27 protein-coding genes and 1 tRNA gene are annotated in these 27,000 nt (G+C 70.7%); 14 read left to right on the forward strand and 14 right to left on the reverse strand.

The features are described 5' to 3' along the window. Nucleotides 1-53 precede the first annotated feature (53 nt). The gene (locus MHY30_RS02185; RefSeq protein ID WP_239274868.1) at nt 54-1,409 is read left to right on the forward strand and encodes a glycosyltransferase; all 1,356 of its coding nucleotides are present in this window, start codon (nt 54-56) and stop codon (nt 1,407-1,409) included. Nucleotides 1,410-1,586: 177 nt separating this feature from the next. On the opposite strand, the gene ligD (MHY30_RS02190) is transcribed toward MHY30_RS02185, so the two are convergent. After that, nucleotides 1,587-2,810, reverse strand: a complete 1,224-nt coding sequence (gene ligD / locus MHY30_RS02190; protein WP_239274869.1) for a non-homologous end-joining DNA ligase — start codon at nt 2,808-2,810, stop codon at nt 1,587-1,589. Nucleotides 2,811-3,055: 245 nt separating this feature from the next. Further along, complete coding sequence (locus MHY30_RS02195; RefSeq protein WP_239274870.1) at nt 3,056-3,931, reverse strand: Bax inhibitor-1/YccA family protein; 876 nt, start codon at nt 3,929-3,931, stop codon at nt 3,056-3,058. Nucleotides 3,932-4,074: 143 nt separating this feature from the next. Between MHY30_RS02195 and MHY30_RS02200 the strand changes: the two genes are divergently transcribed. The 4 genes from MHY30_RS02200 to MHY30_RS02215 all read left to right on the forward strand — a co-directional run bounded on the left by MHY30_RS02200 (nt 4,075) and on the right by MHY30_RS02215 (nt 8,237). Further along, the gene (locus MHY30_RS02200; protein ID WP_239274871.1) at nt 4,075-5,064 is read left to right on the forward strand and encodes a glycerophosphodiester phosphodiesterase family protein; all 990 of its coding nucleotides are present in this window, start codon (nt 4,075-4,077) and stop codon (nt 5,062-5,064) included. Nucleotides 5,065-5,145: 81 nt separating this feature from the next. Then, complete coding sequence (locus tag MHY30_RS02205) at nt 5,146-6,075, forward strand: NAD(P)/FAD-dependent oxidoreductase (protein ID WP_239274872.1); 930 nt, start codon at nt 5,146-5,148, stop codon at nt 6,073-6,075. Between the two features lie 120 nt (nt 6,076-6,195). After that, nucleotides 6,196-7,161 (forward strand): ABC transporter ATP-binding protein, encoded by a 966-nt coding sequence (locus MHY30_RS02210; protein ID WP_239274873.1) that lies wholly within the window; start codon nt 6,196-6,198, stop codon nt 7,159-7,161. After that, nucleotides 7,158-8,237, forward strand: coding sequence for an ABC transporter permease (locus tag MHY30_RS02215; RefSeq protein ID WP_239274874.1), 1,080 nt, complete (start codon nt 7,158-7,160; stop codon nt 8,235-8,237). Before MHY30_RS02210 ends, MHY30_RS02215 begins: the two co-directional genes overlap by 4 nt. 23 nt (nt 8,238-8,260) lie before the next feature. On the opposite strand, the gene MHY30_RS02220 is transcribed toward MHY30_RS02215, so the two are convergent. Genes MHY30_RS02220 through MHY30_RS15275 form a run of 3 tightly spaced genes read right to left on the reverse strand, consistent with a single transcriptional unit; the run spans nt 8,261 to nt 10,336 of the window. After that, the gene (locus MHY30_RS02220) at nt 8,261-9,094 is read right to left on the reverse strand and encodes a DUF72 domain-containing protein (protein WP_239274991.1); all 834 of its coding nucleotides are present in this window, start codon (nt 9,092-9,094) and stop codon (nt 8,261-8,263) included. Then, entirely contained in the window at nt 9,091-9,276 is a 186-nt protein-coding gene (locus MHY30_RS02225; protein ID WP_239274875.1) for a hypothetical protein, read from the reverse strand. The genes MHY30_RS02220 and MHY30_RS02225 overlap by 4 nt, the downstream gene beginning before the upstream one ends. 58 nt (nt 9,277-9,334) lie before the next feature. Next, on the reverse strand, nt 9,335-10,336 hold the full coding sequence (locus tag MHY30_RS15275; RefSeq protein WP_239274876.1) for a GTP-binding protein: 1,002 nt from the start codon (nt 10,334-10,336) through the stop codon (nt 9,335-9,337). Nucleotides 10,337-10,414: 78 nt separating this feature from the next. On the opposite strand from MHY30_RS15275, the gene ykgO reads away from it, so the two are divergent. The 4 genes from ykgO to MHY30_RS02250 all read left to right on the forward strand — a co-directional run bounded on the left by ykgO (nt 10,415) and on the right by MHY30_RS02250 (nt 12,763). Continuing rightward, nucleotides 10,415-10,537 carry a type B 50S ribosomal protein L36 gene (gene ykgO, locus MHY30_RS02235; protein ID WP_077050572.1) on the forward strand — a complete coding sequence of 41 codons (123 nt, stop codon included), beginning with the start codon at nt 10,415-10,417 and terminating at the stop codon, nt 10,535-10,537. A gap of 70 nt (nt 10,538-10,607) precedes the next feature. Further along, nucleotides 10,608-10,916, forward strand: a complete 309-nt coding sequence (locus MHY30_RS02240) for a helix-turn-helix transcriptional regulator (RefSeq protein WP_239274877.1) — start codon at nt 10,608-10,610, stop codon at nt 10,914-10,916. Then, nucleotides 10,913-11,209 carry a hypothetical protein gene (locus MHY30_RS02245; RefSeq protein ID WP_239274878.1) on the forward strand — a complete coding sequence of 99 codons (297 nt, stop codon included), beginning with the start codon at nt 10,913-10,915 and terminating at the stop codon, nt 11,207-11,209. The genes MHY30_RS02240 and MHY30_RS02245 overlap by 4 nt, the downstream gene beginning before the upstream one ends. Before the next feature lie 273 nt (nt 11,210-11,482). Next, the gene (locus tag MHY30_RS02250) at nt 11,483-12,763 is read left to right on the forward strand and encodes a Fic family protein (protein ID WP_239274879.1); all 1,281 of its coding nucleotides are present in this window, start codon (nt 11,483-11,485) and stop codon (nt 12,761-12,763) included. A gap of 14 nt (nt 12,764-12,777) precedes the next feature. Here the strand turns inward: MHY30_RS02250 and MHY30_RS02255 are convergent. The 3 genes from MHY30_RS02255 to MHY30_RS02265 all read right to left on the reverse strand — a co-directional run bounded on the left by MHY30_RS02255 (nt 12,778) and on the right by MHY30_RS02265 (nt 14,574). Next, nucleotides 12,778-12,853 (reverse strand) — tRNA-Met (locus tag MHY30_RS02255). Between the two features lie 94 nt (nt 12,854-12,947). Continuing rightward, nucleotides 12,948-13,685, reverse strand: a complete 738-nt coding sequence (locus MHY30_RS02260) for a GntR family transcriptional regulator (RefSeq protein ID WP_239274880.1) — start codon at nt 13,683-13,685, stop codon at nt 12,948-12,950. Continuing rightward, entirely contained in the window at nt 13,666-14,574 is a 909-nt protein-coding gene (locus tag MHY30_RS02265; RefSeq protein ID WP_239274881.1) for a DMT family transporter, read from the reverse strand. The genes MHY30_RS02260 and MHY30_RS02265 overlap by 20 nt, the downstream gene beginning before the upstream one ends. A 104-nt stretch (nt 14,575-14,678) precedes the next feature. Between MHY30_RS02265 and MHY30_RS02270 the strand changes: the two genes are divergently transcribed. Continuing rightward, the gene (locus tag MHY30_RS02270; protein WP_239274882.1) at nt 14,679-15,629 is read left to right on the forward strand and encodes a hypothetical protein; all 951 of its coding nucleotides are present in this window, start codon (nt 14,679-14,681) and stop codon (nt 15,627-15,629) included. Nucleotides 15,630-15,632: 3 nt separating this feature from the next. Here the strand turns inward: MHY30_RS02270 and MHY30_RS02275 are convergent, their stop codons facing one another. Then, nucleotides 15,633-16,040: a YccF domain-containing protein gene (locus MHY30_RS02275; protein WP_239274883.1), complete on the reverse strand. Its 408-nt coding sequence runs from the start codon at nt 16,038-16,040 to the stop codon at nt 15,633-15,635. A 124-nt stretch (nt 16,041-16,164) separates the two neighbouring features. On the opposite strand from MHY30_RS02275, the gene MHY30_RS02280 reads away from it, so the two are divergent. The 3 genes from MHY30_RS02280 to MHY30_RS02290 all read left to right on the forward strand — a co-directional run bounded on the left by MHY30_RS02280 (nt 16,165) and on the right by MHY30_RS02290 (nt 20,339). Next, the gene (locus tag MHY30_RS02280) at nt 16,165-16,641 is read left to right on the forward strand and encodes a general stress protein (protein ID WP_239274884.1); all 477 of its coding nucleotides are present in this window, start codon (nt 16,165-16,167) and stop codon (nt 16,639-16,641) included. Nucleotides 16,642-16,764: 123 nt separating this feature from the next. After that, a complete protein-coding gene (locus MHY30_RS02285) occupies nt 16,765-19,200 on the forward strand; it encodes an ATP-dependent helicase (RefSeq protein WP_239274885.1) in 2,436 nt (811 codons plus the stop codon). A gap of 50 nt (nt 19,201-19,250) precedes the next feature. Then, nucleotides 19,251-20,339: an SseB family protein gene (locus MHY30_RS02290; protein WP_239274886.1), complete on the forward strand. Its 1,089-nt coding sequence runs from the start codon at nt 19,251-19,253 to the stop codon at nt 20,337-20,339. A gap of 16 nt (nt 20,340-20,355) precedes the next feature. Here the strand turns inward: MHY30_RS02290 and MHY30_RS02295 are convergent, their stop codons facing one another. Further along, on the reverse strand, nt 20,356-20,973 hold the full coding sequence (locus MHY30_RS02295) for a DUF1684 domain-containing protein (RefSeq protein WP_239274887.1): 618 nt from the start codon (nt 20,971-20,973) through the stop codon (nt 20,356-20,358). A 152-nt stretch (nt 20,974-21,125) separates the two neighbouring features. Here MHY30_RS02295 and ligD (MHY30_RS02300) point away from each other — a divergent pair, with 152 nt between their 5' ends. Next, nucleotides 21,126-22,151, forward strand: a complete 1,026-nt coding sequence (ligD, locus tag MHY30_RS02300; RefSeq protein ID WP_239274888.1) for a non-homologous end-joining DNA ligase — start codon at nt 21,126-21,128, stop codon at nt 22,149-22,151. A 16-nt stretch (nt 22,152-22,167) separates the two neighbouring features. Here ligD (MHY30_RS02300) and MHY30_RS02305 read toward each other — a convergent pair whose 3' ends face one another. The 4 genes from MHY30_RS02305 to MHY30_RS02320 form a co-directional block, all read right to left on the reverse strand. Continuing rightward, a complete protein-coding gene (locus MHY30_RS02305) occupies nt 22,168-23,211 on the reverse strand; it encodes an ATP-dependent DNA ligase (RefSeq protein ID WP_239274889.1) in 1,044 nt (347 codons plus the stop codon). 4 nt (nt 23,212-23,215) lie between these two features. After that, a complete protein-coding gene (locus tag MHY30_RS02310; RefSeq protein ID WP_239274890.1) occupies nt 23,216-24,397 on the reverse strand; it encodes an AI-2E family transporter in 1,182 nt (393 codons plus the stop codon). Nucleotides 24,398-24,488: 91 nt separating this feature from the next. Next, nucleotides 24,489-25,730, reverse strand: coding sequence for an acyl-CoA dehydrogenase family protein (locus MHY30_RS02315; RefSeq protein ID WP_239274891.1), 1,242 nt, complete (start codon nt 25,728-25,730; stop codon nt 24,489-24,491). A gap of 450 nt (nt 25,731-26,180) precedes the next feature. Continuing rightward, entirely contained in the window at nt 26,181-26,849 is a 669-nt protein-coding gene (locus tag MHY30_RS02320; protein ID WP_239274892.1) for a TetR/AcrR family transcriptional regulator, read from the reverse strand. Nucleotides 26,850-27,000: the final 151 nt, after the last annotated feature.

The following is a 27,000-nucleotide window of genomic DNA, read 5'->3' on the forward strand; positions in this document are numbered from 1 at the left end:
GAAGGAGGGCGCGCGGGCCGACCGCGCGAAGGCGTATGGGGGAGGATGGGGGCATGGCGGAGCTGTTCCCCGACGCGTGGTACCTGATCCTGTCGAGCAGGCTCGTCCCCGACCTCGACGGCGGCTACACGATCTCCACCCTCGCGCGGGCGCGGCAGATGGCGGATGCCGGTGCCCCGCCGCTGCTGCTCACGGTCGACCCGGGCACGGCGGACGCGCACGCCGCTCATCGCGCCGAATTCGTCGCGCGTGGGGCGGCCGCGGCATCCGAGGTCTTCCGTAACCTGTTCGACGAGGCGGTGGGCGCCGACGGTGGAGCCGCCGAGTGGCTGCGCGCGGCGGCTCGGCCCGGTGAACCCGATCCGACCCTGGAGTACCGGAGCGTCGCCGGCGGAGCCGTCGATCTGCCGAACGTCGTCGACCCGCATTGGCACCTGTCGTCAGCGCCGATCGTGGTGCGGGACGCGAAGGGTGTCGCTGCGGGCGTCGTCGGAGGCTTCGGTGCGCTGTACCGCGCGTGGCTCGCACACGTCGTCGCGGAACTACGGGAGCGGGTCGATCGCCCCGTCGTGCTGATCTGCGAGTCGCGGCAGCTCGGCGAGCTCCTCGTCGAGTGGGACGACCCCGGTGTCCGCATCCTCCACACCGTGCACACCATCCACCTCGAGCCGCCCTTCACCGCGGATGCGCCCGTCAACGCCCTGTGGGAACGGTGGCTGTCGGTGGCATCCCGGTTCGACGCGGTGCTGTGGCCGACCGCGTCGCAAAGAGACGACGTTCGGGCGCGCTTCGGCGACGACCGGATCGACGTCGTGGCACCCCACGGGGTGCCGGCCCCCTCGGGCGGGTCCCGGGCGGAGAGCGGACCGGTCGTCGTGCTGGGGCGTCTGGCCGCGGGTAAGCGCCTCGATCACGCGATCCGGGCGTTCGCGCGGGTGGTCGCCGACCTCCCGGATGCGCGCCTGGAACTGTGGGGCGCCGGCGCCGAGCGCGACCGGCTCGCCGCGCTCGTCCGCGACCTCGGCCTCGAGGGACTCGTCACGCTCCCCGGTCTCACGCTCGATCCGGGCGCGGTGCTCGACTCCGCGTCGGTCTACCTCACGACCTCGGCGTTCGAGGGGCAGGGGCTCGCGCTCGCCGAGGCTCTCGCGCACGGAGTCCCGGTGGTGGCGTACGACATCCGCTACGGTCCGCGCGACATGCTGGCCACGGGTGGCGGCATCCTGGTGCCCGACGGCGACGAGGGCGCGCTCGTCGAGGCGCTCGCTCGCCTCCTCGGCGACACGGCGCTCCGGCAGCGGCTCTCCGCCGAGGCCCGCGCGGCCGCTGCGGCGCTGAGCCCCGCGCGGGCGATGCAGACCGTCGCGGCCGCGTGCGTCGACGCGCTGTCGCGCCCGGCCCGGCGGTAGTCGCCGCGGCGGGAGCTGTCGCGTCCCGCGCGTCCGGTGCTGCGCGCGTCCGGCGCTGCACGCGTCCGGTGCTGCACAAGTTCAGTGTCCAAGACACGCGGATGCGAATGAACCCGGTCCGCGTGTCCTGGACACTGACAGAGCAGAACACGGGCGCCGCCGCAAACGAGACGGGCGTCAGGAGCGGCCCGCCCAGGGGTCGTATTCGGCGATCAGGGGGTCCTGCGGGGGCCGTTTCGCATCCGGGACGTGCTGGAGGTTGACCCGCACGCGGTACCAGAGCGAGCTCGAGCCGCGCATGCCGTCGACGAGCACATCGGCCGGATGGAGGGCTGCGGTCGCATCGGGGTACCGCCGTTTCCACTCCTCGAGAGCGTCGAGGGCTTCTGGCTTCGTCTTGGCGCGTGCGACTTCGATGAGGGGCATCGTCGAGGCGCGGCGGCCCGATCCGTCCGAGCCTCGCGGCGGTTTCTCGGCCGGGCCCATCTCTTCGGCGAGAGCGAGCAGACTCGCCAGCGAGCCCGCGGCGTCGTCGATGCCTTCGTGCGGGTCGCCGATTGCTGTGAAGCGCTCGGGCACCGTGAGCACGGTGAACTCCTCCGGGCGTCGATGGCGGACCTCGTCCCACGTCAGAGGCGTCGACACCCGCGCGTCGGGCAGCGGGCGAATCGAGTACGCGGATGCCACTGTGCGGTCCTTCGCGTTCTGGTTGAAGTCGACGAACACGCTCTCGCCGCGCTCCTCCTTCCACCAGCGGGCGGTGGCGAGCCCCGGTGCCCGGTTCTCGACCTCGCGGGCGAGGGTCTCGGCGGCCAGGCGCACATCGGAGTACTCCCATTCGGGTCGGATCCGGACGAGGATGTGCAGTCCGCGCGATCCCGAGGTCTTCGGCCAGCCGACGAGCCCGTGGTCGTCCAGCACGTCGCGGGCGATGAACGCGACATCGACGATCTGCGCCCAGTCGACGCCGGGCATCGGGTCGAGGTCGATGCGCAGCTCGTCCGGGTGGTCGAGGTCTTCGGCCCGCACGGGGTGAGGGTTGAGGTCGAGGCATCCGAGGTTCACGATCCAGGCAAGGCCGGCGGCGTCGCGGATCACGGTCTCCTCCGCGGACGTGCCCGAGGCGTAGTGCAGCGTCGCCGTGTCGATGAAGTCGGGGTGGTTCTCTGGCACGCGCTTCTGGAAGAAGGGCTCCTGTCCGAGGCCCTTGGCGAAGCGCTTGAGCACCATGGGGCGCCCGGCGGCACCGCGCAGTGCTCCGTCGGCGACGGCGAGGTAGTAGCGCACGAGGTCGAGCTTGGTGAGCCCTGGCTCGGGAAACACGACGCGATCCGGGCTGGTGACCCGGACCTCGTGACCGTCGACGTCGAGAACCGTCGGGGGTGTCTTTGCGGGGCTCATGCCGCGAGGCTAGCCCCCTGGCATCCGACGGAGATATCCCTTGCGCGGGCCTGGGGGCGTCTTCTCGCCCCGTTGAGTGTCCACAACACGCGGATGCCACGGGGGCGCGTCCGCGTGTCTTGGACACTCAACCTGCGGCACGACGGGACGCGGCGGGCCGAGTCGGGCAGGGCCGGAGCCCGCGAACGCCCGCGCAACGACGAAGGGCCGCCCCGAACGGGACGGCCCTTCGAAACGGCGATGCGTCAGTTGTTGCCGCGGAGGATCGCGAGGATGCGCAGGATCTCGACGTACAGCCACACGACGGTGACCATGATGCCGAACGCGCCGACCCAGCCGTAGACCCGCGGGGCGCCGTTGCGGACGCCGCGCTGGATCTGGTCGAAGTCGAGCACGAGCGAGTACGCGGCCATGATGACCACGAAGACGCCGATGATGAGACCGAGCGGGATGCCGGCGATCTCAACGCTGCGCAGACCGAACGCGCCACCGGCGAGCGGCACGTTGAAGAGCATCAGGCCGAGGTTGATCAGGCTGAACACGAGGTAGCCGACCATCGCGATCATGAAGATCTTGGTGGCGCGGGCCGAGGCGCGGATCTTGCCGCTGGCGAAGAGGGCGAGCGTCACACCGACGACCGAGAGCGTCGCGAGGGTCGCCTGCACGACGATGCCCGGGTAGAGGAATTCGAAGAAGGCCGAGATGCCACCGACGAAAAGGCCCTCGAACGCCGCGTAGGCGATGAAGACGGGCACCGACGGCTTCTTCTTGAAGATCGCGACCATCGCCAGGACGAAGCCGCCGAGACCACCGATGATCATCGGCAGCACGTTGGGGCTGGGGTTGGCGACCGAGACCGTGCTCATCGTCCAGATCCAGCCGACGACGGCGGTCACGACGAGGACGGCGAAGAGGCCGAGGGTCTTGAAGACGGTGTCTTCGACCGTCATGCGGTCGGTCTGCACCGCACCCGCGGACGGGGCGGCGTACATGCCCTCGATGTTCGCGGTCTCCGCGGCAGCGGCGGCGGCGTTCGCCGGGGGAGGGCTGTAACGGGTCTGGGCGCCGGCACGAGGGTCCTGGAACGCCGGGGTGTTGAAGGCCGGGTTGTTGAGGGCCACAGGGACTCACACTCCAAATTGCTGGTGATCACAGCACCGTGCTGTCACACAACACTAGCCGAGGAGGCCGCGAGTTTCCTTGCGCTGACTGGGATTCTGCTATGAGCGAGCACGCCCGCCGGGCGGCTGGCTAGCCTGGGCTGGTGCCTTCCGAGCGGCCCCTGATCATCGGTCACCGCGGTGCTCCCGGCTATCTGCCCGAGCACTCCCGTTCCTCGTACGCGCGCGCGATCGCCGCGGGCGTGGATGCCGTCGAGCCCGACGTCGTGCCGACGAGAGACGGGGTGCTCGTGGTCCGGCACGAGAACGAGATCGGCTCGACCACCGACGTGGCAACGCGTCCGCAGTTCGCCGACCGGCGCCGCACGGCCGTGGTCGACGGGGAGCGGCTCGACGGCTGGTTCACCGAGGACTTCACCTGGGCGGAGCTGCAGACCCTCCGCTGCCGCGAGCGCATTCCGGAGCTGCGTCCGGGCAGCGCGGCGCACGACGACGAAGACCCGGTGCTGCGACTCCGCGACGTCCTGGACCTCGCGCGCGCCGGCGGCGTCGGGGTGGTGCTCGAGATCAAGCACGCCGCGTTCTTCGCGCGCGCCGGCTTCGACATGGCCGCGCTCGTCGAGACCGAGCTGCGGGATGCCGGGTGGGGGGACGACCCGGCGCTGGTCATCGAGTCGTTCGAGCCCCTCGTCCTGCAGCGGCTGCGGGAGCGTGGCATCCGGGTTCCGCTCGTGCAGTTGCTCGAGGCCGAGGGTGCGCCGTGGGACCTGCGGGAGCGCGACGGGTCTCGGGCGGCGTCCTACGCGTCGATGCTCACCCCGAAGGGTCTCGACGCGCTGGCCCGCGACGTGGACGGCATCAGCCCCGACAAGCGGCTGATCCTCGCGCCGGATCGATTCGGCCGCGCCCGCGGGCCGGCGGAGTTCGTCGGGCACGCGCATCAGCGTGGTCTGCGGGTGTTCACGTGGACGTGTCGCCCCGAGAATCGCTTCCTGCTGCCGGCGTTCCGCGGCCCCGGCGGTCCGGCTGCTTTCGGAGAGTACGAGCGCGAGTGGGCCGTTCTGCGCGAGGCGGCGCTGGACGGGGTGTTCGTGGACCACCCCGACCTGGGCGTGGCGTTCTTCGCGGAATAGACGCCGCCCGGGCGTGCGCCGTGTGAAGGTCGTGACCGCAAGCCCCCGCCTCCTGTGGACCGGCGGGGCGAGGATGGCGGGATGACGGTGGACGTGACGGTGGTCGGCGGCGGCATCTCGGGGCTCGCGTGCGCGCGGGCGGTGCGGGATGCCGGTGGCTCGGTGCGCGTGATCGACCGCGGACGCCGGCCGGGTGGACGCCTGGCGAGCCGCACGATCGAGGGGCGTCCGGTCGATCTCGGCGCCTCGTACTTCGTCGTCGGCGATGACCCCGGCTTCCAGCGGGTCACGGCGGACTGGGAGGCCCGAGGCATCGCACGGCCGTGGACCGACACGTTCTCCGCCATCGACGCGGACGGCGCCGAGACCCGCAAGACCGGGCCGATGCGGTGGGCGGCGCCGGGCGGCCTGCGCTCGCTCGCCCTCGACCTCGGCCGCGGGCTCGACATCGAGTCGGAGCGTGCGGTGGAGAGCGTCGCGCCGTTCCGGGTGGACGGGGCGGATGCCGGTGAGGTCGTGCTCGCGATGCCGGAACCGCAGGCACGGCGTCTGGTCGATGGCATCCCGGTGCGTCCGCAGGAGTGGGAGCCGGTGATCGCCGTGGCGCTGCGATGGGAAGAGCGTCGGTGGCCGGCCGACCTGCACGGCGCGTTCGTCAACGGCGACCCCGACGTCGCGTTCGTGGCCGATGACGGCGACCGTCGCGGCGACGGCGCGCCGGTGCTCGTCGTGCACACCACGGGCGAACGCGCAGCGCGGCACCTCGACGATCCGGATGCCGCGATCGCCCCCGTCACCGCGGCCACGCGAGGCCTCCTGCGGATCGATGTCGAGCCGGTCGCGACGTACGCGCACCGGTGGACCTTCGCCCGGCCCGTCCGGACGACGGGGGAGCCGTTCTTCCGTTCCCCCGGGCTGTCGATGTGCGGCGACGCGTGGGGGGAGTCCGCGGCGGTGCGCACCGCGTGGGCGTCGGGCGACGCGCTCGGGCGTGCGCTCGCGGCATCCTGAATCGGGCGTACCGGGTCCGCGCCGCACCCTGACCGGAAGGGGCGTGTGGGCAAGACGGTTTCCGGGCACCGCGGTGGCATGGTCCCGGGGCATGTCGGCGTGCCCCCGTATGGTGGGGGCATGGACGCAGGGGGCGCGGGCATCGAGGCAGTGCAGGTCAAGAGGGCGTTCGGCGCTGTGACGGCCGTGGCGGACGTGACGTTCACGGCCGAACCAGGACGCGTCACCGGCCTGGTCGGACCGAACGGTTCGGGCAAGACGACGCTGCTCCTCATGCTCGCTTCGCTCCTCCGGCCCGACGACGGGCAGGTGCGGATCGCAGGCGTCGACCCCGTGGCCGATCCGGCGGGGGCGCGGCGACTCCTCGGATGGATGCCGGACTCGCTCGGCGCGTGGCCGAGCCTGACGGCGCGCGAGGTGCTCATCGCGACCGCGCAGTTGTACGACCTGTCCCGTGTCGACGCTCGCGAGCGCGCCGACCGGCTCCTGGATCTCGTCGACCTGACCGCTCTCGCGGGATCGGCCGCGCGCGTCCTGTCCCGCGGGCAGAAGCAGCGCCTCGCGCTCGCGCGGGCGCTCGTCCACGAGCCGCGCGTGCTGCTGCTCGACGAGCCGGCGTCGGGCTTGGACCCGCAGGCGCGCATCGCGCTTCGGGTGTTGCTGCGGCGACTGGCGGACGAGGGCCGCACGATCCTCATCTCGAGCCACGTGCTGTCCGAGCTCGAAGAGGTCGTCGACGACGCCGTGTTCCTGCTCGACGGGCGCACCGTCGGGCGCGATCGCGTCGCCGCGGCGACCACGCGCGTACGGCCGTGGCGCGTGCGCGTCGCCGCCGACGCGTCGCACGGCGCCGGCTCCGATCGGGAGTCCGTCGCCGCGGCGCTGGGGCGCGCGAGCGGCGACGTCGGGGTCGATCGCCGCGACCTGCTCGTGCCCTTCGCGGACGAGTCCGCGGCCGTCGCCGGTCTGCGCGCGCTGGTGGGAGCCGGCATCCCGATCGTCGAGTTCGCGCCCGCCGTGGGCGACCTCGAACATGCCTTCCTCGACCTTCGAGGGGACGCCGCGGCCGAGGGGAGCCCCGAATGAACCCGCGCCGTCTCGCCACGGTCGTCGGCATCGATCTGCGTCAACGCGTCAGGTCGATGGCCTGGTACATGCTCCTCGGCATCTTCGCCGTGATCCTCCTGGCGCTCCTGCTGATGTCGTTCTCGGCCTTCTCGTTGAACAGCGGCGGCAACGGCTGGTTCTACTCGATCGTCATCATGTTCGTTCTGCTGCTGGTGCTGTTGGTGTCGCCCACGCTGAGCGGCAGCGCCGTCAATGGTGATCGGGATGCCGCGACCCTCGCGCCCGTGCAGGTGACGCTGGTGACGACGGCCGAGATCGTGCTCGGCAAGTTCCTGGCCGCGTGGATCTCGGGGCTCGCGTTCCTCGTCGTCGCTCTGCCGTTCGTCGTCGTCGCGACGCTCGCGGGCGAGCTGAATCCGGCGGTGATCGCGTCGTCTCTGGGCATCCTGGTGCTCGAGGTGGGCGTGGTCGCCGCGATCGGCGTCGGGGTCAGCGCGATCGTCGCTCGGCCGGTCTTCTCGGTGGCCACGACGTATCTGGTGGTGGCGGCGCTGACGGTCGGGACGCTCATCGCGTTCGGCCTGGGCGGCGCGGCGCTGCGGTCGGAGCAGACGGTCACCACGCGCGATGTGAACTGGGAGGCCGTGCCCGCCGGCTGCGATCCGTACCTGCCCGATGACGGCATTCAGTGCCCCACCGTGGAGGAGATCGGCTGCACGACGTCGTCGTACACGAGCGAGGTCCCGCGCTTCGATCGCGTGTGGGGTTTCCTCACCGCCAACCCGTTCGTGATTCTCGCCGACGCGACGCCGCCGACCTACGACGCCTACGGCAACCCGTCCGACCTGTTCTCGCAGATCGCGTCGGGAGTGCGCCTGGCGCAGATCCCGCCGGAACCGGAGCTCGAGTACGACTATTGCGCGAGTACGCCGCAGGGCGACGACTCCGTCGAGGACCGCACCGAGGGCACCGTGCCGAGCTGGTTCGTGGGGCTGTTCGTGCAACTGCTTCTCGGTGCCGGGCTCCTCGCGTGGGGGATCGCCCGCACGCGCACGCCCGCGCGGCGGCTGCCTCCGGGCACGCGGATCGCCTGAGGCCCGCGGCCGGGGACGCGCCCTCAGCGCAGTCGCGCGTCCAGGGCGACAGCGTCGTGCGGTGCTCGTCCGCGCGCGTCATTGTCGAAGTACACGTACACGTCGCGCGGCATCCCGTCTCCTCCCGCACCGGACTGCCACCGGCGGACGCGATCGGCCCAGACGTCGAGCTCTTCGTCGGTGTAGCCGCTGGCGTACAGTTCGGTCGACCCGTGCAGGCGGACGTACACGTGATGGGCGGTGACGGCGTCGAACGCGGGCCAGCGTCCCGCGGTGTCGGCGAGCACGAGCGCGACGTCGTGGGCGCGCAGGATGTCGGCCACCCGCGGATCGGCGAAGGAAGGCGAGCGCGGTTCGAGCGCGTGGCGCAACGGCCGGTCGTCCTCGATGTCGAGCCACGCTCGTCCATCCAGGCGGACGTCGTGGTCGCGGGCGAGCGTCAGTGCCGCACCCGTGGTGCGGGGGAGCGTGGCGAGGAAGTCATCGAGGATGCCGGGGTCGAACTCGATCCGCTCCGGTAACTGCCACAGGAGGGGACCGAGCGTCGGGCCCAGCGCCAGCACCCCCGAGGCGAAGAAGTTCGCGAGCCCGACATGCGCGTTCCGGAGCCGCAGCATGTGCGTGACATACCGCGAGCCCTTCACCGCGAAGACGAAGTCTTCCGGCACCTCGGCACGCCACCTCTGGTAGCTCTCGGGCCGCTGCAGCGAGTAGAACGATCCGTTCAGTTCCACGCTCGGCAGGCGCTCGGCGATGTACTCGAGCTCCCGCCGCTGCACGAGGCCGCGGGGATAGAAGTCTCCCCGCCACCTCGGGTAGCGCCAGCCGGAGGTGCCGACGAAGGCTGTGCCGGTCAGGCGTGACCTTCCGCTGCGGGAGCGTCGTCGTCCAGCGCGTCGCCGGTGTGGTCGTCGAGATCGACGTTCTCTTCGGCTTCGGCGGCATCCTCGCGGACGTCGTCGGTGACGGCGTCGGTGGGTGCGCCGCTGTCGGCGCGTGCGTCGTCGGCGTGGCGGGTGGGGAGATCAGGAGTGCTCATGCCGCCACGCTGCCCCATCGCTGCGCGACGGGCGACCCGCTTGACAGGCGCAGAGCCGCTAGTCGGTGGCATCCGGGAGCGACAGGTCGGCCGCAGGCCACCCCGGAAGCGGGTCGTCGAAACCCGTCCAGGCTTCGGGTCCGGCCGCGAGCTCGTCGTCGGTCAGCGCGGCCATATCGAGAACGTGGCGAAGACGCGGTTCCGAGAGGTCGAGGCCGGTGAACGCGATCTCCTGCCCGAGCCCCATGCGACCGTCGTCCGTGCCGATCGGCTCGATCCACATCGCCGACCCGACGTGTTCCCAGCGTGCCAGGATGCCGGGGCGCGAGGCCAGGCGGCAGAATCCGGCGGAACGGATGAGGCGTCCCGCGGCTCCGTCGTCGAGGCGGTCGAGCGCCGTCTGCAGACGGGCCGGGTGGAAGGGGCGCACCTGGTCGTAGCGGAGAGTGCTCACGCGGTTGTCGCGCATGTACGGGTCGTGTTCGTCGTTGAGGGCGCGGACCCAGCCCGCGCGCTCGAGGATCTCCGTCTCATCGTCTCGCGTAGTTCCGACGTGCAGGTCGGCGCGCGGGTCGCGCGTGAGCCGGAGAGTGGCGCCGGGGTTGAGGTGCGAGGCGAGCGCCATCTGCACGGCGAGGGCAGCCGTGGGCACCTGCTCCCAGTTGACCCACACGATGCGGGTGGCCAGCTCCAGCGCGAGCGCGGCCTGGCGCGCCTGCGCGCCGACGTCGCCGCGCGTGTCGCCGGGAGGGGCGGATGCCACCAGGGGAGCGTCGTCGAGGAGATCGCCGATCATGTGGCGCGCGTCGACGACGCACACCGCCTCGACATCGACCCCGCCGCGCGCACTGATCGCGTGGATCAGATCGACGTCGGTGCCGAGGTCGACCACGACGTGTTCGTCGCTGCCGCGGGGGCGCGGGTGGGGGAGCGCGTGTGCGGCGCGGAGGTCGCGGTAGCGGAGCAGGTGCAGCGGTCGCGCGAGAGTGGCGGCGGTCCGCTCGGCGTAGGCCTGGCGTTCCGGTGCGCACACACCCATCGTCGCGATCGTCTTCTCCACGGCATCCGCCTCTCGTTTGTCGGGAATCGAGGCACAGCCTATCGTGTTGTTGAGAACGGTTATCAACAGGAGGATGCCATGAAAGTCCGCAACTCGCTCAAGTCGCTGAAGAACCAGCCCGGTGCGCAGGTGGTGCGCCGGCGCGGGCGCGTGTTCGTCATCAACAAGCTGAACCCCCGCTGGAAGGGCCGCCAGGGATAACGGAAACGACAACCGTTCCCGATTACCTGAACACATTGCAATTCGTTTATGCAGATGGTGCTCTGGAGGTGTGGACAGGATCGCGGGACTCGACGAAGCCGCTGAGCTGTTCAAGGTCCTCGGCAACGAGTCGCGTCTCGCGCTCGTCTGGCTGCTGAGCCGCGAACCGCTCACGGTCGGTGCGCTCGCCGCTCGAACCGGCCTGTCGCAGCCCCTGGTGTCGCAACACCTGCGGACGCTGCGCCAGGCGGGTCTGGTGAGTTCGGAACGCGAGGGGAAAGAAATCCGGTACGCCCTCGCCGACCAGCACGTCGCTCACGTCGTGCTCGATGCGATCGCCCACGTCCAAGAACCGAAGGATCAGGGGAACGAGCGATGAGCACCACCGAAACACACGCCGAGCACACCGTCACCGAGCACGCGCACGGCGACGACTGCGGCCACCAGAAGATCGAGCACGGCGACCACGTCGACTACGTGCACGGCACCCATCATCACGCTCTGCACGGCGACCACTACGACGAGCACGAGTCCAAGGCCGAACACGGACTCGACGAGCACGCACACGGCGACGATTGCGGTCACGAGACGGTCCCGCACGACGATCACGTCGACTACGTGCACGACGGGCACCGCCACGCCCCGCACGACGACCACTACGACGAGCACTGAGTCTCGCGGAGAGGTGAGGAAGGTCCGATCTCCCGTTGGGGAGACCGGGCCTTCGCCTTCCCACCGTCCGTGAAGGGTCGTGCCGCCGGGGCTCGATGGTGCGGAACGCGTGCCGCAGGAGATCGCGATGGTCGACGGTGACCGGGTCTCGTGTACGGGCGCCGACGTGCGTGCGGCGCTCGTCAGCGCGGCGTCCGGGACCACCGCCTCCAACGTGAACGCAGAAATGCCGTCAATAACTCTATTAGCGTTAAAGTTAATAAGGGAGGCGCGGTGGCAACGTACGTGGAGCGAACCTGGGCACCCTCCGGCGGTGGACAGCTCAGCAGGCGTGATCGCGCGCCCGGACGCTATCTCGCTTACGTCCCCGATGAGCTTGGGGCACATCTCCCGAACGTGGGGGAGGAGGCGCGGAGCGCCGCCGCTGACGCGCTCGTGGCGCTCGCGCGCGCGGACGAGCGCTTGGGGACGCGGGCCGCTTACCTCTCGCATCTGCTCGTTCGCTCCGAGAGCATCTCTTCGTCGTGGATCGAGGGCAATCGCGTGACTCCGAAGCGCCTCGCGATCGCCGAGTCTCTCCATCATGGTTCGCGCGTCGCGTTGGACGTCATCGCCAACGTCCGCGCCACGGAGGATGCCGTCGCCGCGCTCGCCGACCGGAAGCGCCGCATCTCCGTCGACGACATCGAGAAGCTTCAGCACCTTATCGAGCCTGCCCTGCTGCGAGGGCTCCGCACCGAGCAGAACTGGGTGGGAGGTTCGGGCTGGAGTCCGATCCGCGCCGAGTTCGTGCCTCCTCCCGAGACGGAAGTGCACCGGCTCGTGGCCGACCTCGCGGCTTTCGTGACCCGGACCGAGGGGAACCCCGTCATCAGGGCGGCGATCGCGCACGCGCAATTCGAGACGATTCATCCGTTCATCGACGGCAACGGGCGCACGGGGAGAGCGCTGATTCACACCGTGCTCCGCCGGTCGGATGCGCTGCGCTCGATCCTGATCCCGATCAGTACGGTCTTCGCCGGTGACACGGGCGCCTACATCGCCGGGCTGACCGCCTACCGCGCGGGGCGACTCGACGAATGGATCGTATCCTTCGCGCACGCCAGTGAGCTCGCGGCGGAGAACGCTGTTCGCCTCGCGGAGGATGTCGCGGACCTCGACGAGCGGACGTTCCGCAGGCTGCTCGACCACCGCCGGGAACGCGGGACGACTCCGGTCGTTCCGCGAAGCGATGCGGTGGTGCGAAAGGTTCTGGATCGGCTCGCGGCCGAGCCGGTCGTCACTCTTCGCAGCGTCGCCGAGAGATACGGGGTTTCGACGACGGCGGCGCACCGGGCCTTGTCCGAACTTCAGGACGCGGGCATCCTGGCCCGCACGAAAGATCAGCGCGGCCGCGTCGTGTGCTGGAGCGCCGACCGGCACCTCGGCCTCGTGGCGCTGACGGAGCGGAGCAATCGCATCGGAGCGGGCGACACTGCTGGACGCCGACCGCGCAACGCGCCGGCGGCGCCGGACATCGAACAGGTCGGAAGGCTGCGCGGCATCGAGCCGTAGATCGCTCGGCGAAGTGGACGCGACGGCGGGAGTCGAACCCGCCACGCCTTCGGTTATGAGCCGAGGCCCGGGACCGCCCGGATCGCCGCGATGTGTCTCCACGCTAAGCGCGTGCCTCGCCACCGCCAATGACCGTTGCGAGAGATGACGGGATGTGTCTCCGTGTGGCGCAGGGAAGGGACGGTCAGTGAGCCCGGCGCCCCTCGAGGATGGCTCGCGTCGAGTGCTCGAGATGTGCCCGCACCGCCCGCTCCGGGTCGGTCAGCGCTTCCTCGACGTAGGCGCGGTGCTCCGTCGTCAGGGCGCCCGGTGCGTAAGCGGGTCGGACGTGGGTGAGCAGCAGGTGCATCTCGGAATCGAGGCGGCGGTACTCCTCGGCGATGCGGGGGGAGTCGGCGGCGTCCACGAGAGCCCGGTGCACGCGGGCGTGCGCCTCGAGGGTGGCGGGCCAGTCTCCGGATGCCTCGGCCGCAGACAGGGCGTCGAGTGCGGCGTCGACATCGGGAGGGCGGATGCCGCGGCCGCGCACGATCCGCAGGGCCTCGGTCTCGAGCGCGCAGCGCAGGTGCTGCAGGGCGACGAGCGCGGCGTCGTCGAGGAGTGAGACGCGGACGCCGCGATACGGCTCGGCGGTGACCAGCCGCTCGGCCGTCAGCGTCGCGAGCGCGGTGCGAGCCGTGTGGCGGGAGACGCCGTGGGTCGCGCTCAGCTCCTCTTCGCGCAGCGGCGTACCGGGGGAGAGCTCGCCCGACAGGATGCCACGACGCACCGCGTCTGCGACGACGTCCGCCGCGCGCGGACCCGGGGTGCCATCGGGGCGCGTTGCACCACGCGCCGCGCGTACGCCGGCGCGCGATGCGGCCGCCTGACCGGTGGGCTGGCGGGGCGGCAGCATCGGGGGATCACGCCGGGGTCGTGGCATCCGGAACCTCCTCACGCCGACGAGACGGAGCCGACACCACGGCGAGGCCCACGGCGATGAGCGCGAGGCCGGTGGCGCTCACGGGCGTGAGCTGTTCGTGCAGCACGAGGAGTCCGAGGAGCGTCGCGCCGAGCGGCTCGGCGAGGGTCAGCGTCGACACGGTCACGGCGGTCAGGCGCGCCAAGCCCCACCCGAACAGCAGGTACGCGACCGCGGTCGTCACGATCCCGAGCCACAGCGCGAGCGCGAGTCCGTTCGGGGTGAGCAGCCACGACGTCCCCGCGGTGAGCAGCACCGGGACGCTCGCGACGGCGGCCACGCCGAAGACGGTGCCCATGACCCGTGTGGAATCCCACCCCCTCTCGATCAGCGCCTTGCCGCACACGGTATAGAGGGCGTACGACATGCCCGCACCCGCCGAAGCGAGCAGGCCCCCCGGGGCGAGAGCGCCGCCGCCGCCGGTCACCCCCGACACCAGCACGACGCCGGTGAGGGCGATCGCGGTGGCGAGCACCCAGCGGCCCGAGGGTAGGCGGCGCGAGCGGATGGCATCCACGATTCCCGTCGCGATCGGCGCAGAACCGAGGGCCACGACAGTGCCGATCGCCACGCCGTTCTCTCGCGTGCCGAGGAAGAACAAGGGTTGGTAGGCGAGCACTCCCACGGCGGCGATGCCGACGAGCACTGCCGTGGACCCGCGTGACGCGGCCCTTCGCGGGCGGGACGACCGCGCGCGCGAAAGTGCGATGAGGCCCAGGATGCCGCCGCCCACCACGATGCGCGCGGCGCCGACGGCCAGCGGAGAGGCGTCGACACCGGCGAGAGCCTGCGCCGTGCCCGTCGTCGCGAAGCACAGGGCGGCAGCCAGAACGGCGAGCGCGGGCAGCATGGATGAATTGTTACACAATCCCGGTGATGAGCGTGGCGCGGGAGAGCGTTGCGCCCGTGCCGGGGGTGGCCGAAGCGGCTCACGACGCCAGGTAACGTGGGGTCATGGCGATGACGGCGGGGCGGGGCGTTGTGGCCCTCGGTGCCGTCGCGGTGCTCCTCCTGATCGGCGCCGCACTGGCGTTCTTCGTCGATCCCTTCGCCCGGACGCCGCGCGAGGTCGATCCGGTCGCGGAAACGGTCGCGAGAGTGCTGCTGGTGCTCGCCGTCGCGTGGGTCGTGATCGGAATGCTCGCCGCTCGCACGCGCCTGGTCGGAAGGCCCGGTGCCGCCGCAGCCCGTGCCACGTGGATCGCCTCGACACGGCCCTGGCGCGCGCGCGAGTCGACGCTCGGCGTGCTGCCGCTGGACCGGTGGTTCATGATCGTGATCCCCGGCGGCCTGCTCGTGGCCACCCGAATCGTTCAGGCGCCGCGCGAAGGATTCGGAAGCGTGGTGCTCGCGATCGCGGGATGGCTCGTCTTCGCGGTGGCGGTGCGGTTGCTGCTGGGTGCGCGGTCACCGTGGCCCATCATCGCGGCCGTCGGCGGCGCGCTGGTTCTGCGGTGCATCGTCACGCTCGCGGCCCTGGCCTTCTCTGGCCCGGGCGGCGCCTGGCACGACCTGTGGTCTCTGCCGGCCATCCGGATCGTCTACCTCACGGTCGCCTTCGCCCTCGTGGCGTGGGTCTTCGTCGTCGCGGGCTGGTCGCTCGGCCCGCAGCTGGGCCCACGTCGCGCGGCCGGTGTCGCGCTCGCCGGCGTGGGAAGCGCCTTCGCGCTGCCGGCGATCACCGCCGTCGTCATCGGCACCGGCGATGCGCTGCGCTCGTGGAACGCCCAGGTCGGGGTCCTGCCGTGGCACCTGGCCAGCCTTTCCGGCATGTACGAGGAGCGGTTCCCGACGGTGATCGCCGCCACCGTGGCGGGCCTCGGCAGCCTGCTGATGGTCGCCGGCATCATCTTCGCGCTGCCGTTGCGCGAGCGCGAACGCCGTCGTCGACCGTCGTCGGTGTGAACCTCAGCCGGCGAGCGTGCGGTCGAAGGGACCTCCGCGTCGAATGTCGCGCACCTCTTTGCCGAGCGGCATGAGCGAGACCGGAACCAGCTTGAAGTTCGCGATGCCGAGCGGGATGCCGATGATCGTGAGGCACAGCGCCAGCCCCGTGACGATGTGGCCGAGAGCGAGCCACCACCCCGCGAGGATGACCCACACCACGTTGCCGAGGAACGAGCCCACCCCGGCGGTGCGTTTGGACACGATCTCGCGACCGAACGGCCACAGGGCGTACAGCCCGATGCGGAAGGACGCGATCCCCCAGGGGATTGTGACGATGAGGATGCAGAGCACGACGCCGGCCGCCAGGTAGCCGAGGAACAGCCAGAATCCCGAGAGGACGAGCCAGAGGACGTTGAGGATCAGGCGCATGCACCGATTCTCTCGCGTCGGGGCTGTGGCATCCGGAGCTTGAGAAAGAGATCGGGGCGCAAGCGGCTGCCGCGCGTCCTGGTGAGCGCTACTCTGACGGCAACCGCAACCGGAGGAGAGACCCATGAGCGATCACGTCGCCGCCACGCCCGAACGTCGCGTGCTGTCGAGCTTCACCGATTACACCGGCGCGCAGACGGCCGTCGATCGCCTCGCGGATGCCGGGTTCCCGGTCGAGCACACCTCGATCGTCGGTCACGGCGTGCGCATCGTCGAGCAGGTCACCGGCCGCATGACCCGCGGACGGGCGGCGGGATACGGGGCGGCCTCCGGTGCCTGGTTCGGGCTGCTCATCGGCCTGATCCTGGGTCTTCTCGTCCCGTTCGGGTCGTGGCTCGTGCTCTTGCTGTGGGGCCTCGTGCTGGGCGCGGTGTGGGGCGCGGTGTTCGGTTTCGCCGGGCACGCCCTGACCGGCGGCCGCCGGGACTTCTCGTCGGTGCAGGGTCTCGAGGCCGAGCGGTGGGATGTCATGGTGGATGCCGAGCACCTCGGGCGCGCGCAGTCGCTGCTGTCGTCGACGCCGCCGACTCCCGCGGCCTGAGGCGCCCCTGCCGTCGCCGCTCCCGCGACCTGACGGTCGACTGCCTCCGCCGCTCCCGCGACCTGACGGTCGACCGCAGGGCCGGGCCACCGTGTCGGAGGCCACGCCTAGACTTGTGGCGCCATGACCGACGCCTCCACGCCCCTCATCGTCGGTGCCTCCGCACCCTCGGACGCCCGACCCGACGCCGACCTGCTCGAAGGGCTGAACGGGCCGCAACGCGAGGCCGTGACGTATCGCGGTCAGGCGTTGCTCATCGTCGCGGGTGCCGGGTCGGGCAAGACCAGCGTGCTCACCCGACGCATCGCGTCCCTGCTGCGCACGCGCGAGGCGTACCCGAGCCAGATCCTGGCGATCACGTTCACCAACAAGGCCGCCGGCGAGATGCGCGAGCGGGTCCACCAGCTGATCGGCCAGCGCGCCGACGGCATGTGGATCTCGACCTTCCACTCCGCGTGCGTGCGGATCCTGCGACGCGAGGCGCAGCAGTTCGGCTTCACCAAGGCGTTCACGATCTACGACTCGGGCGACTCCCGCGCGCTCATCAAGCGCCTCGTGAAAGAGCACGAGGGCGACGCGTTCGGTCTGACCCCCGCCGGCACGCAGAGTCGCATCTCGAAGCTCAAGAACGAATTGGCCGATGCCGAGTCCTACGCGCGGCAGGCCAACACGAGCGACCCCGCCGAGCGCGTCTTCATCGAGATCTTCGCCGCCTATCAGCGCGAGCTGCAGCGCGCGAACGCGTTCGATTTCGACGACCTCATCGCTCAGACGGTCTACCTCTTCCGTGCTTTCCCGCAGGTGGCCGACGTGTACCGCAAGCGGTTCCGCCACATCCTGGTCGACGAGTACCAAGACACCAACCACGCGCAGTACGCCCTCATCCACGAGCTGACCCGCCCGCCGGGCAGCGACGCCGAGCCGATGTCGGCGGGCGGCATGATGATCTTCCAGGCCGAGCCCGCGGCCGAGAGCGGTGCGTCGCTCACCGTCGTCGGTGACTCCGACCAGTCGATCTACGCGTTCCGCGGCGCCGATATCCGCAACATCAGCGAGTTCGAGCGGGACTATCCCGGTGCGAAGGTCGTTCTGCTCGAACAGAACTACCGGTCGACGCAGAACATCCTGTCCGCCGCGAACGCGGTGATCTCGAACAACTTCGACCGCAAAGACAAGAAGCTGTGGACCGACGTGGGCGCCGGTGACCCGATCATCGGGTTCACCGGGTACTCGCAGCACGACGAGGCGCAGTTCGTCGCCGACGAGATCGAGGCCCTCCACCGCAAGGGCGTCGACTACGCGCAGATGGCGGTGTTCTACCGCACGAACTCGCAGTCGCGTGCGCTGGAAGAGATCTTCATCCGGTCGGCCGTGCCGTACAAGATCATGGGCGGCACCAAGTTCTACGAGCGCGCCGAGATCAAAGACGCGCTCGCCTACCTCGTGGCCGTGGCCAACCCCGCCGACGAGATGGCCCTGCGCCGCATCCTGAACAAGCCCCGCCGCGGGATCGGCGACGTCACCGAGACGGCGATCGCCCGCTACGCCGCCGAGCACGGCATCACCTTCCGCGACGCCCTCGCCAACTCCCCGCAACTGGGGGTCGGTCCCAAGCTGCAGAAGGCGATCGACCAGCTCGACGCGGTGCTAAGCGAGGCCTCCGCCCTGATGCTCCCGGCATCCGGCGAGCTCGCCCCCTCGACCGCTGTCACCGAGGGCCTGACGCTGCTGCTCAACAAGAGCGGTTACTTCGATGCTCTGCGAGCCAGCCGTGATCCTCAGGACGAGGCGCGCCTCGAGAACCTCGACGAGCTCGTCGCCGTCACGCGAGAGTTCGCCCGCAACAACCCCGACGGCACGATCATCGACTTCCTCACCGAGGTGGCGCTGGTGGCGGATGCCGACGACCTCGACGACGCGTCGGGCTCGGTCTCGCTCATGACCCTGCACACGGCGAAGGGCCTCGAGTACGACGCGGTGTTCCTCACCGGTGTCGAGGAGGATCTGCTGCCGCACCGCATTTCGGCCGGTGAACCCGGCGGACCGCAGGAAGAGCGACGCCTGTTCTACGTGGGCATCACGCGGGCGCGCAAGCGTCTACACGTGTCGCTGGCGATGACGCGCGCGCAGTTCGGCGAGGTCACGGTCGCCATGCCGAGCCGCTTCCTGCAAGAGATACCCGCCGACCTCATCGACTGGCGTCAGTCGCCGGGCGATGTCAACGGCCGCGGCGGTACCCAGTCCCGCGCCCTCAACGCGCGGGGCCGCCGCCCCGGCCAGGGCGGGACGAGCGGCAGCCGGTACGGCGACGACCTCGTCCCCCTACCGAAGCGCGCGCCGGCCGACCCGAGCAAGTTCCCCAACCGCATCCCCGCCAAGGTGCGCGACAACGGCGACATGGAACTGGCCGCCGGGGATCGCATCCGCCACGACGACTTCGGCGAAGGGCGTGTGGATGCCATCACCGGTGAGGGCGCGAAGCGTGTGGCGCACGTGCGGTTCGACACCGTCGGAGCGAAGAAGCTGCTCGTCAAGATCGCGCCGATCTCCAAGCTGTGAGGCGGCGGGCGACACGCCGGTGTGGGGCTCGCCACGGCTAGGGTCGAACAATGGCACTTTTCTCGCGCCGCAAGAATTCCGATTCCGGTGATGTATCGGCCCACCGCCCCGAGGGTGTGATCGAACCGGGGGAGCAGCCCGTCGATCCCTCCGGCCCGGACGACGCGACCGTGTCGGACAGCACCGACGCCGAGGCTGCTCCGGTGCCGAACGTCACGATCTCGACTTCTTCGTTCCGGGGCGTGGGCGCTGTCGACGCGACCCCCGCCGCCGACGCGGCGCCCCCGGTCGCCGCGCGACCGTCTGCTCGTCAGCCCGGGCCCATGGAGGCGCCCGAGGGATTCGAGTCCATTCCCGGTCTGCGCGACAACGCGTTGCTGGCCACCGCCCTCGGGGAGATCAGCGGCCAGGCCGAGGCCGCGCAGCTCCTCAACGTCGCGCGCCAGCTGCTGCAGGGACACGTCTTCCTGCGCGTCAAGGGCGATGCGCGAGCCCTCCTCGCCGAGGGCAAGGACCTCCCGCTCGCCATCGCCACCCGCGGCGAAGAGCAGCTCGTCCTCGCCTACAGCAGCGGTCAGGCGCTCACGCAGAGCGTCCAGGCCGACGGCGATCGCGACACCTCCGCGATGGGGCAGCCCGTCATGGCCCTGCTGCGACACGTCCTCGGCGGCCCCTATGCCGGCGTCGTGCTCGACCACGCGTCCGGCGACGCCCGTGCCGTGCTTCCCACCGCCCTGCTCGAGCGCATGGTGTCCGAGGCCGACCCCGACCTGCGCATCAAGACCGCGCTGAGCGAGAAGCGCACCGAGTCCACGGCATCCACGGTCGTCGACGCGATCCTCGCCGGTGCGCCGCTGTGGATCGCCGTGAATCAGGCCGCCGAAGACGGGCGCGTCGGCGTCGCCGAGTCGCGGACCGCCACGGGCGAGCGCTACCTCGAAGTGTTCTCGCACCCGCTCGAGCTGCTCGCCCTCGGACGCGGGGATCAGCCGGTGCCCCTCAAGATCGAGCAGCTGGCCAAGGCCATCGCCGGTGACGACGGGCTGACCGGCCTTCTCGTCGACCCGGCCGGGCCGTGGATCCGGCTGAACCGCGACGACCTCGCGGGCGTGCTCGAACTCGCCGAAGCGGCGCAGTAGCCGCCCGGTCGGGTCTTTACGCCCCGTACAGCTCGCCGACGGGAACGGCGACCGGCAGGACGTTCCCGACGGGGGCGAGCGGACAGGCCCAGGCGGGGTCGTACGCGCACGACGGGTTGTAAGCGAAGTTGAAGTCGATGACGAGGGTGTCGGGCGTAGCGCCCGGGCCGAGGTCGGCGCCCTTGATGGTGTCGAGAAGGTAGCGCCCGCCGCCGTACGTCCCCCCGGGGCGACCGGCCGATGCGTCACGCACCGGCACGAACAGTCCGCCCCCGTACGACGTCAGCCTCCACACGTCGAGCGAGCCGGTGTCGGGGAGTTCGACACGGCCGATGCGTTCGAAGCCGACGTCGCCGTCGGTGCCGGTCGTGGCCACGAAGGACGCCTCGTCGGCCTCCTGCAGCGGCACCTCGAACCGCCATGCCGCGTCGTACGGTGCGAGCGGCAGGCCCGCGAATCCCTCGCGCTGCTCCGGCAGCAGGGGAGTGGCGGGGTGATCGGCGAACAGGGCATCGCGTTCGATGCGCCACAGCTCGTGCGCGTCTTCGGGGTCATCGGCGTCACGTACGGCCGCGTAGAGCGCGAAGATGCGGCGCCGCCAATCGGCGACATCGAGGGCGGTACGGAAGGTCATGTTCCGACTGTAGGCGCCCCGCCGCACCACCGGTCGCCTAGCGCGTGAGATGCCAAGATTTGTCGCCTCGACGCAGGTCGAGGCGACAAATCTTGGCACCTCACGCGCGGGGCGGGGCAGACACGGCGCCGCCGGACCGTTAGCGTCGGGACATGGCATCCCCGCGCATCACGCTCACCGTGCCCGGCCCCGACGGCGATCGCGAGATCGGTCTGTCCAACCCCGACCGTGTGCTGTGGCCCGAGGTCGGGATCACCAAACGGGAGCTGGCGGAGTACCTCATCGCGGTGGCAGAACCGTTCCTCGCGGCCAACGGCGGCCGACCGGTTTCGCTCGAACGCTTCCCCGACGGGGTCGGGGGCGAGAGCTTCTTCTCGAAGAACCCGCCGAAGGGGGCGCCGGAGTTCGTCGAGGCCGTGACCGTGACCTACAACAGCGGTCGGAGGCATCCACAGCTCGTCCTCACGGAGATCGGCTCGGCGGTGTGGGCGGCGCAGATGAACACCGTCGTGTTCCACCCGTGGGCGTCGCTGGCGAGCGACCCCGACCACCCGGTGGAGTTGCGCATCGACCTCGACCCGCAGCCGGGCACCGGCTTCGCCGAGGCCGTCAACGCGGCACACGAACTGCGGGCCGTGCTGCGCGAGGCCGGCCTCGAGGCGTGGGCGAAGACGAGCGGTAACCGCGGCTTGCACGTGTTCTGCCCGATCGAGCCGACCCACGAGTTCCTCGATGTCCGGCACGCGGTGATCGCCGCGGCCCGGGAGCTGGAGCGGCGGATGCCGGATGCCGTGACCACCCACTGGTGGAAGGAGGAGCGGGGCGAGCGCATCTTCGTCGACTTCAACCAGGCCAACCGTGACCGCACCATGGCCGGCGCCTACTCTCCTCGGGCTCTGCCGTCAGCGACGGTGTCGACGCCGGTTGGATGGGACGAGCTGGATGCCGTGGACCCCGCGGCCTTCACGGTGCGATCGGTGCCCGAGCGGCTGGCATCCATCGGCGACCCGTGGGCGGATTTCGCCGCGAAACCGGGCCGCATCGACACGCTCCTGGAGTGGTGGCAGCGCGACCTCGACGCGGGCCTGGGCGAGCTCCCGTTTCCGCCCGAGTTCCCGAAGATGCCGGGCGAGCCGCCGCGGGTGCAGCCGTCGCGCGCCAAGACCCCGGCGGAGTAACCCCTCGCGGCGCCGGTCAGTCCAGGACGTCGCCGAGGTCGTACGCGCCGACCGTCTCGAGCTGCTCGAACGTGCAGGATCGGGCGTCGCGGTCGGGGCGCCAGCGTTCGAACTGCACGGTGTGGCGAAAGCGCATGCCTTCGAGCTGGTCGTACCGGACTTCGAGCACACGCTCGGGACGCAGGCGCACGAACGACACGTCTTTGGATGCCGAGAAGCGTGACCGATCGGTCTCGCCCACGACGGCTTCGCCCTCGGCATCCCGCTCGACGAGCGGTGCGAGTTCGTCGATGAGCTCGAGGCGACGTTTGTCGGTCCATGCGGACACCCCGCCGACGCCGTGGAGGCGGCCCGCGTCGTCGTACAGACCGACGAGCAGCGACCCGACGCCCTGACCGGATTTGTGGATGCGATAACCGAGCGCGACGACGTCGGCGGTGCGCGCGTGCTTGATCTTGAACATCGTGCGCTTGTTCGGTGCGTAGGGCTGCGCGAGCGGCTTGGCCACGACGCCGTCCAGACCCGCACCCTCGAACTCGGCGAGCCAGCGCTGCGCCAGCTCAGGGTCGTCGGTGGTGCGGGTGACGTGGACGGGGTGCGGCACCGATCCGAGAAGGTCGACCAGCTGCGCGCGGCGCTCTGCGAACGGCTCGTCCTGCAGGTCGCGGTCGCCCCGGGCGAGCAGATCGAACGCGATGAACATCGCCGGTGTCTGCTCGGACAGCAGCTTCACGCGCGAAGCGGCGGGGTGGATGCGCTGCGACAGAGCCTCCCAGTCCAGGCGTTGCGCGCCGGACTCACCGCGCGCGACGACGACTTCGCCGTCGATCAGGCACGGCTCGGGGAGCAGCCGGGCGAAGGCGTCGACCAGTTCGGGGAAGTATCGCGTGAGAGGTTTCGCACCGCGGCTGCCGATCTCGACATCGGTGCCGTCCCACGACACGAGGGCACGGAAGCCGTCCCACTTCGGCTCGTACGACAACCCGCCCGCGACCTTGCCGGGTTCGGGGACGGACGGCACGGCCTTCGCCAGCATCGGCGCGGGGATGTCGTACGGCATCGCGTCAGTCCTCGCTCTCGCCCCCGGCGAGGGGAACCGGGTTGCGGCGCTTCTTGCGGCGCGCCCACTCGGCGGGCTCGTCGGGGCCGTTCCAGACGCTGATGATGCCCCACGCCACCGCGGTCAGCGGCACCGCGAGGAGGGTGCCCAGGATGCCGCCGATCGCGGTGCCGCCGGCGAGGACCACGAGCACGACGAACGCGTGCAGCTTCATGGACCGGCCCATGAGGACCGGCTGGAGGAAGTTGCCCTCGAGCTGGTTCACGAGCACGACGATTCCGACGACGATCAGTGCCACGACCCACCCGTTGGTGACGAGGGCCACGAGGGCGGCGAGGATGCCCGCGGTCACGGCGCCCACGATCGGCACGAACGCGAGCAGGAAGACGAGCACGGCGAGCGGCAGCGCGAGCGGCACCTGCAGGATCGCCAGGCCGATGCCGATGCCGATCGCGTCGACGGCCGCGACCGACGCCGTACCGCGCACGTACGAGCCCAGCACCGTCACGGTCTTATCACCGATGCGGCGGGCGCGGTCGTAGTCGCTGCCGCGGAACGGACGGAGCACGAACTCCCACATGCGGGGGCCGTCCTTGAGGAAGAAGAACAGGATCACGACCATCAGCACGAAGCCCGTGATGAACGAGGCCACCGCGCTCACACCGGCGAGAGCGCCCGTGCCGAACTGGGCGCTCGTGACGAAGTCGCCGATACCCTCCAGGGCGGCGTTGACCTGGTCGGGCGGGATCGCGAACGGCAGGGTGTGGTACCAGTCCTGCGCCTGCTGGAAGCCCTCCACGGCCTGCGCGCTGAGGTAGCTCCACTGGTCGATGACGGCATTGACGACGAGCCACCCGAGCGCGCCGAGGACGACGACGACGGCGAGCAGCGTCAGCAACGTAGCCAGCACGGCCGGCACACCCTTGCGGCGCATCCACATCGTGACGGGGCCGAACGCGGAGGCGAAGATGAGCGCCAGGATCAGCGGGATGATGACCAGGGTCACCTGCTGAATCCCCCAGATCAGGCCCGCCAGCAAGATGACGACGATGATGATCTGCACGGCTCGCACCGCGAGCCGTCCGAACCCGTCGGACCACAGGCTGCGCGGCGGCGTCTGCTCGGTGTGGGTGATCGCCGACGCGACGGCGTCGCGGTGCGCGGGACGGCGAGAGAACAGGCTCATGCCACGACGGTAGCGGTGACCTCCGACATCGGCGACGCGGGTTGCGCGCGACCCCGGCGCGGATTAGGCGCCGGGGTCGTGGCATCCGGGATCAGGCGAACGCGCTCATGCCCGTGATGTCGCGGCCGAGGAGGAGCGCCTGCACGCTCTCGGTGCCCTCGTACGTGTGGATGGCTTCGATGTCGGCCATGTGCTGCATGACGCCGTTCTCCAGCAGGATGCCGTTGCCCCCGAGCAGATCGCGCGCGATCGCGGCCACGCGGCGGGCGGCGCGGGTGTTGTGGTACTTCGCGAGCGACGCCTGGGTGGGACGCAGGCCCCCGGAGGTCTCGAGGTCGGCCAGACGACGGCAGTACAGCTGCATCGCGGTGAGCTCGTCGAGCATCTGCGCGAGGCGTTCCTGCACCATCTGGAACTTCGCGAGCGGTTTGCCGAACTGAATGCGCTCGGTGGCATACGTCCTCGCCGCCTCGTAGCACGCGGTCGCGTGACCGAGCGCGGACCACGCGACGCCGGAGCGCGTGGCGAACAGCACCGCCGACGCATCTTTGAAGGTGTGCGTGCCCGGGAGCACGGCATCCGCGGGAAGACGCACCCCGTCGAGGGCGATGTGGGCCTGATGGATGCCGCGCAGCGACACCTTGCCCGTGATGACCGTGCCCGTGTAGCCCGGGGTCTCCTGCTCGACGAGGAAGCAGCGGACCTTGTCGTGGTCGTCGTCGCCCTCGGCATCCACTCGTGCCCAGACGAAGGTGATGCCGCCGGAGGCGCCGTTGCCGATCCATTTCTTCGTCCCGCTCAGCGACCACCCGTCGTCGGTGCGGGTGGCGGTGGTCTCGAGGGAGACGGAGTCGGAGCCGTGATCGGGCTCGGTCAGCGCGAAGGCGCCGAGCACCGAGCCATCGGCGAGGGGCTGCAGCCAGCGCGCCTGCTGCTCGGGGGAGCCGAACATCGCCAGCGTCCGTAGCGCGAGACCGCCCTGCACCGCGAGGGCGGTGGCGAGCGACCCGTCGCCGCGCGAGACCTCCATGTTCACCAGACCCGCAGCGAGCGGCGACGACGCGGGAAGGTCGGGATGCTCGATGCCGTCGGTGAACAGCTCGAGCTCGCCCATGCGCCGGAGGAGTTCGACCGGGTAGGTCGCGGCATCCCACTCGGCCTGCATGCGGGTGCCGACCTCGTCGATGAAGGTCTTGGCGCGGTCCCATGCATCGCGATCGGCGTCGGGGATGTCGGCGAACACCGCGTAGTAGTCGGTGTCACGGCGGCCGAGAAGGTCGTACGAGGCGATGCGCTCGCCGGGGAGTGTGCGGGGCTGGGCGTCGGTGCTCATGTACTCAGTATCGCTCATGGTGGTACTGGGTGTCACGGCGGGCGTGCTGGCGGGGTTTCGGTGTCCAGGACACGCGGATGGGTCTATGTGGCATCCGCGTGTTGTGGACACTGAGTAGGGGTGGGGTCGCGGGCGGCGGTGCTTGGCGACGGTGCGTGGGGTTCGGTGTCCAAGACACGCGGATGGGCGGGCGTCGCGTCCGCGTGTTGTGGACACTGAGTTGACCTGGGGCCCGAGCAGCTGTGGCGCGCGTCGCGTCGCGGCGTCACTGCCGGGTTCGGTGTCCAAAACACGCGGACGGGCCCGGGTGGCATCCGCGTGTTGTGGACACTCAACCCGGGGAGCGCGCAGCGCGGGCGCGACGCCTGGGAGTGAGCGCGCAGCGCGGGCGCGACGCCTGGGAGGGAGCGCGCAACGCGGACGCGACATCCGGCTGGGCGCGGCGCCCGGCTACTGCGGCAGGGTCGCGCGCAGGCGGCGCGTCACCTCGGCGGCCGGCATCCGCCGCGGGAACGCCGCGACGATGAGGTCGTCGCCCGCGGCATCGTCGCCGTCGGGGTGCACGCCGTACCGGCGCAGCACGTCGTCGAGAGCACGGCGGAGAGTGGATGCCGGCACCCGAGCGCCGCGCATGAGCCGGCGCAGCACGTGGTTGTGCACGGCGGTGACGAGGGCCGAGAAGCCGACGGCATCCAGGGGGTCGAGTCCGGGGAGCGCTTCGCGAAGGTACTCGTCGAACAGGCGCTCGTAGCGGAATACCGTCACGATCTCGCGGTCGCGGAGCACCGGCACCTCACGCACGATGGCGTAGCGGCGCCGCGCGAGCTCGGGGTCGGCGGCGAAGTGCCGGAACACCCGCATCGACGCGTCGCACACGGCGGCCCACGGGTCGTCGTGCGGCTGCGCCAGGAACGTGCGCGTCTCGTCGAGGAGCACCTCGTGGTCGGCGAACACCACGTCTTCTTTCCCGCCGAACTGGCGGAAGAACGTCGACCGCGACACCCTCGCAGCCTGCGCGATCTGCTCGACCGACGTCTGGTCGTACCCGCGCTCGGCGAAGAGCGCGATCGCGGCGGCCACGACCGCGGTGCGGCCGGGCGGGGTGGGAGCGTCGGTCATGACCGGAAGCCTACGACCGGGGCACGGGCGGCAGTCCGCGTCACGCGGGAGGAAACGGCATGTCGAGGGTCGATGTGGTCCCGGCGAAGACCAGCGAGGGTGATTTGCCGTGTCGGCCGTGGCGATTTCTCCGCCGGCGTGAGCCCAGGAG

This window comes from Microbacterium sp. ACRRU, from assembly GCF_022346945.1.
In the GTDB taxonomy this organism is placed as follows: Bacteria; Actinomycetota; Actinomycetes; order Actinomycetales; family Microbacteriaceae; genus Microbacterium; species Microbacterium mcarthurae.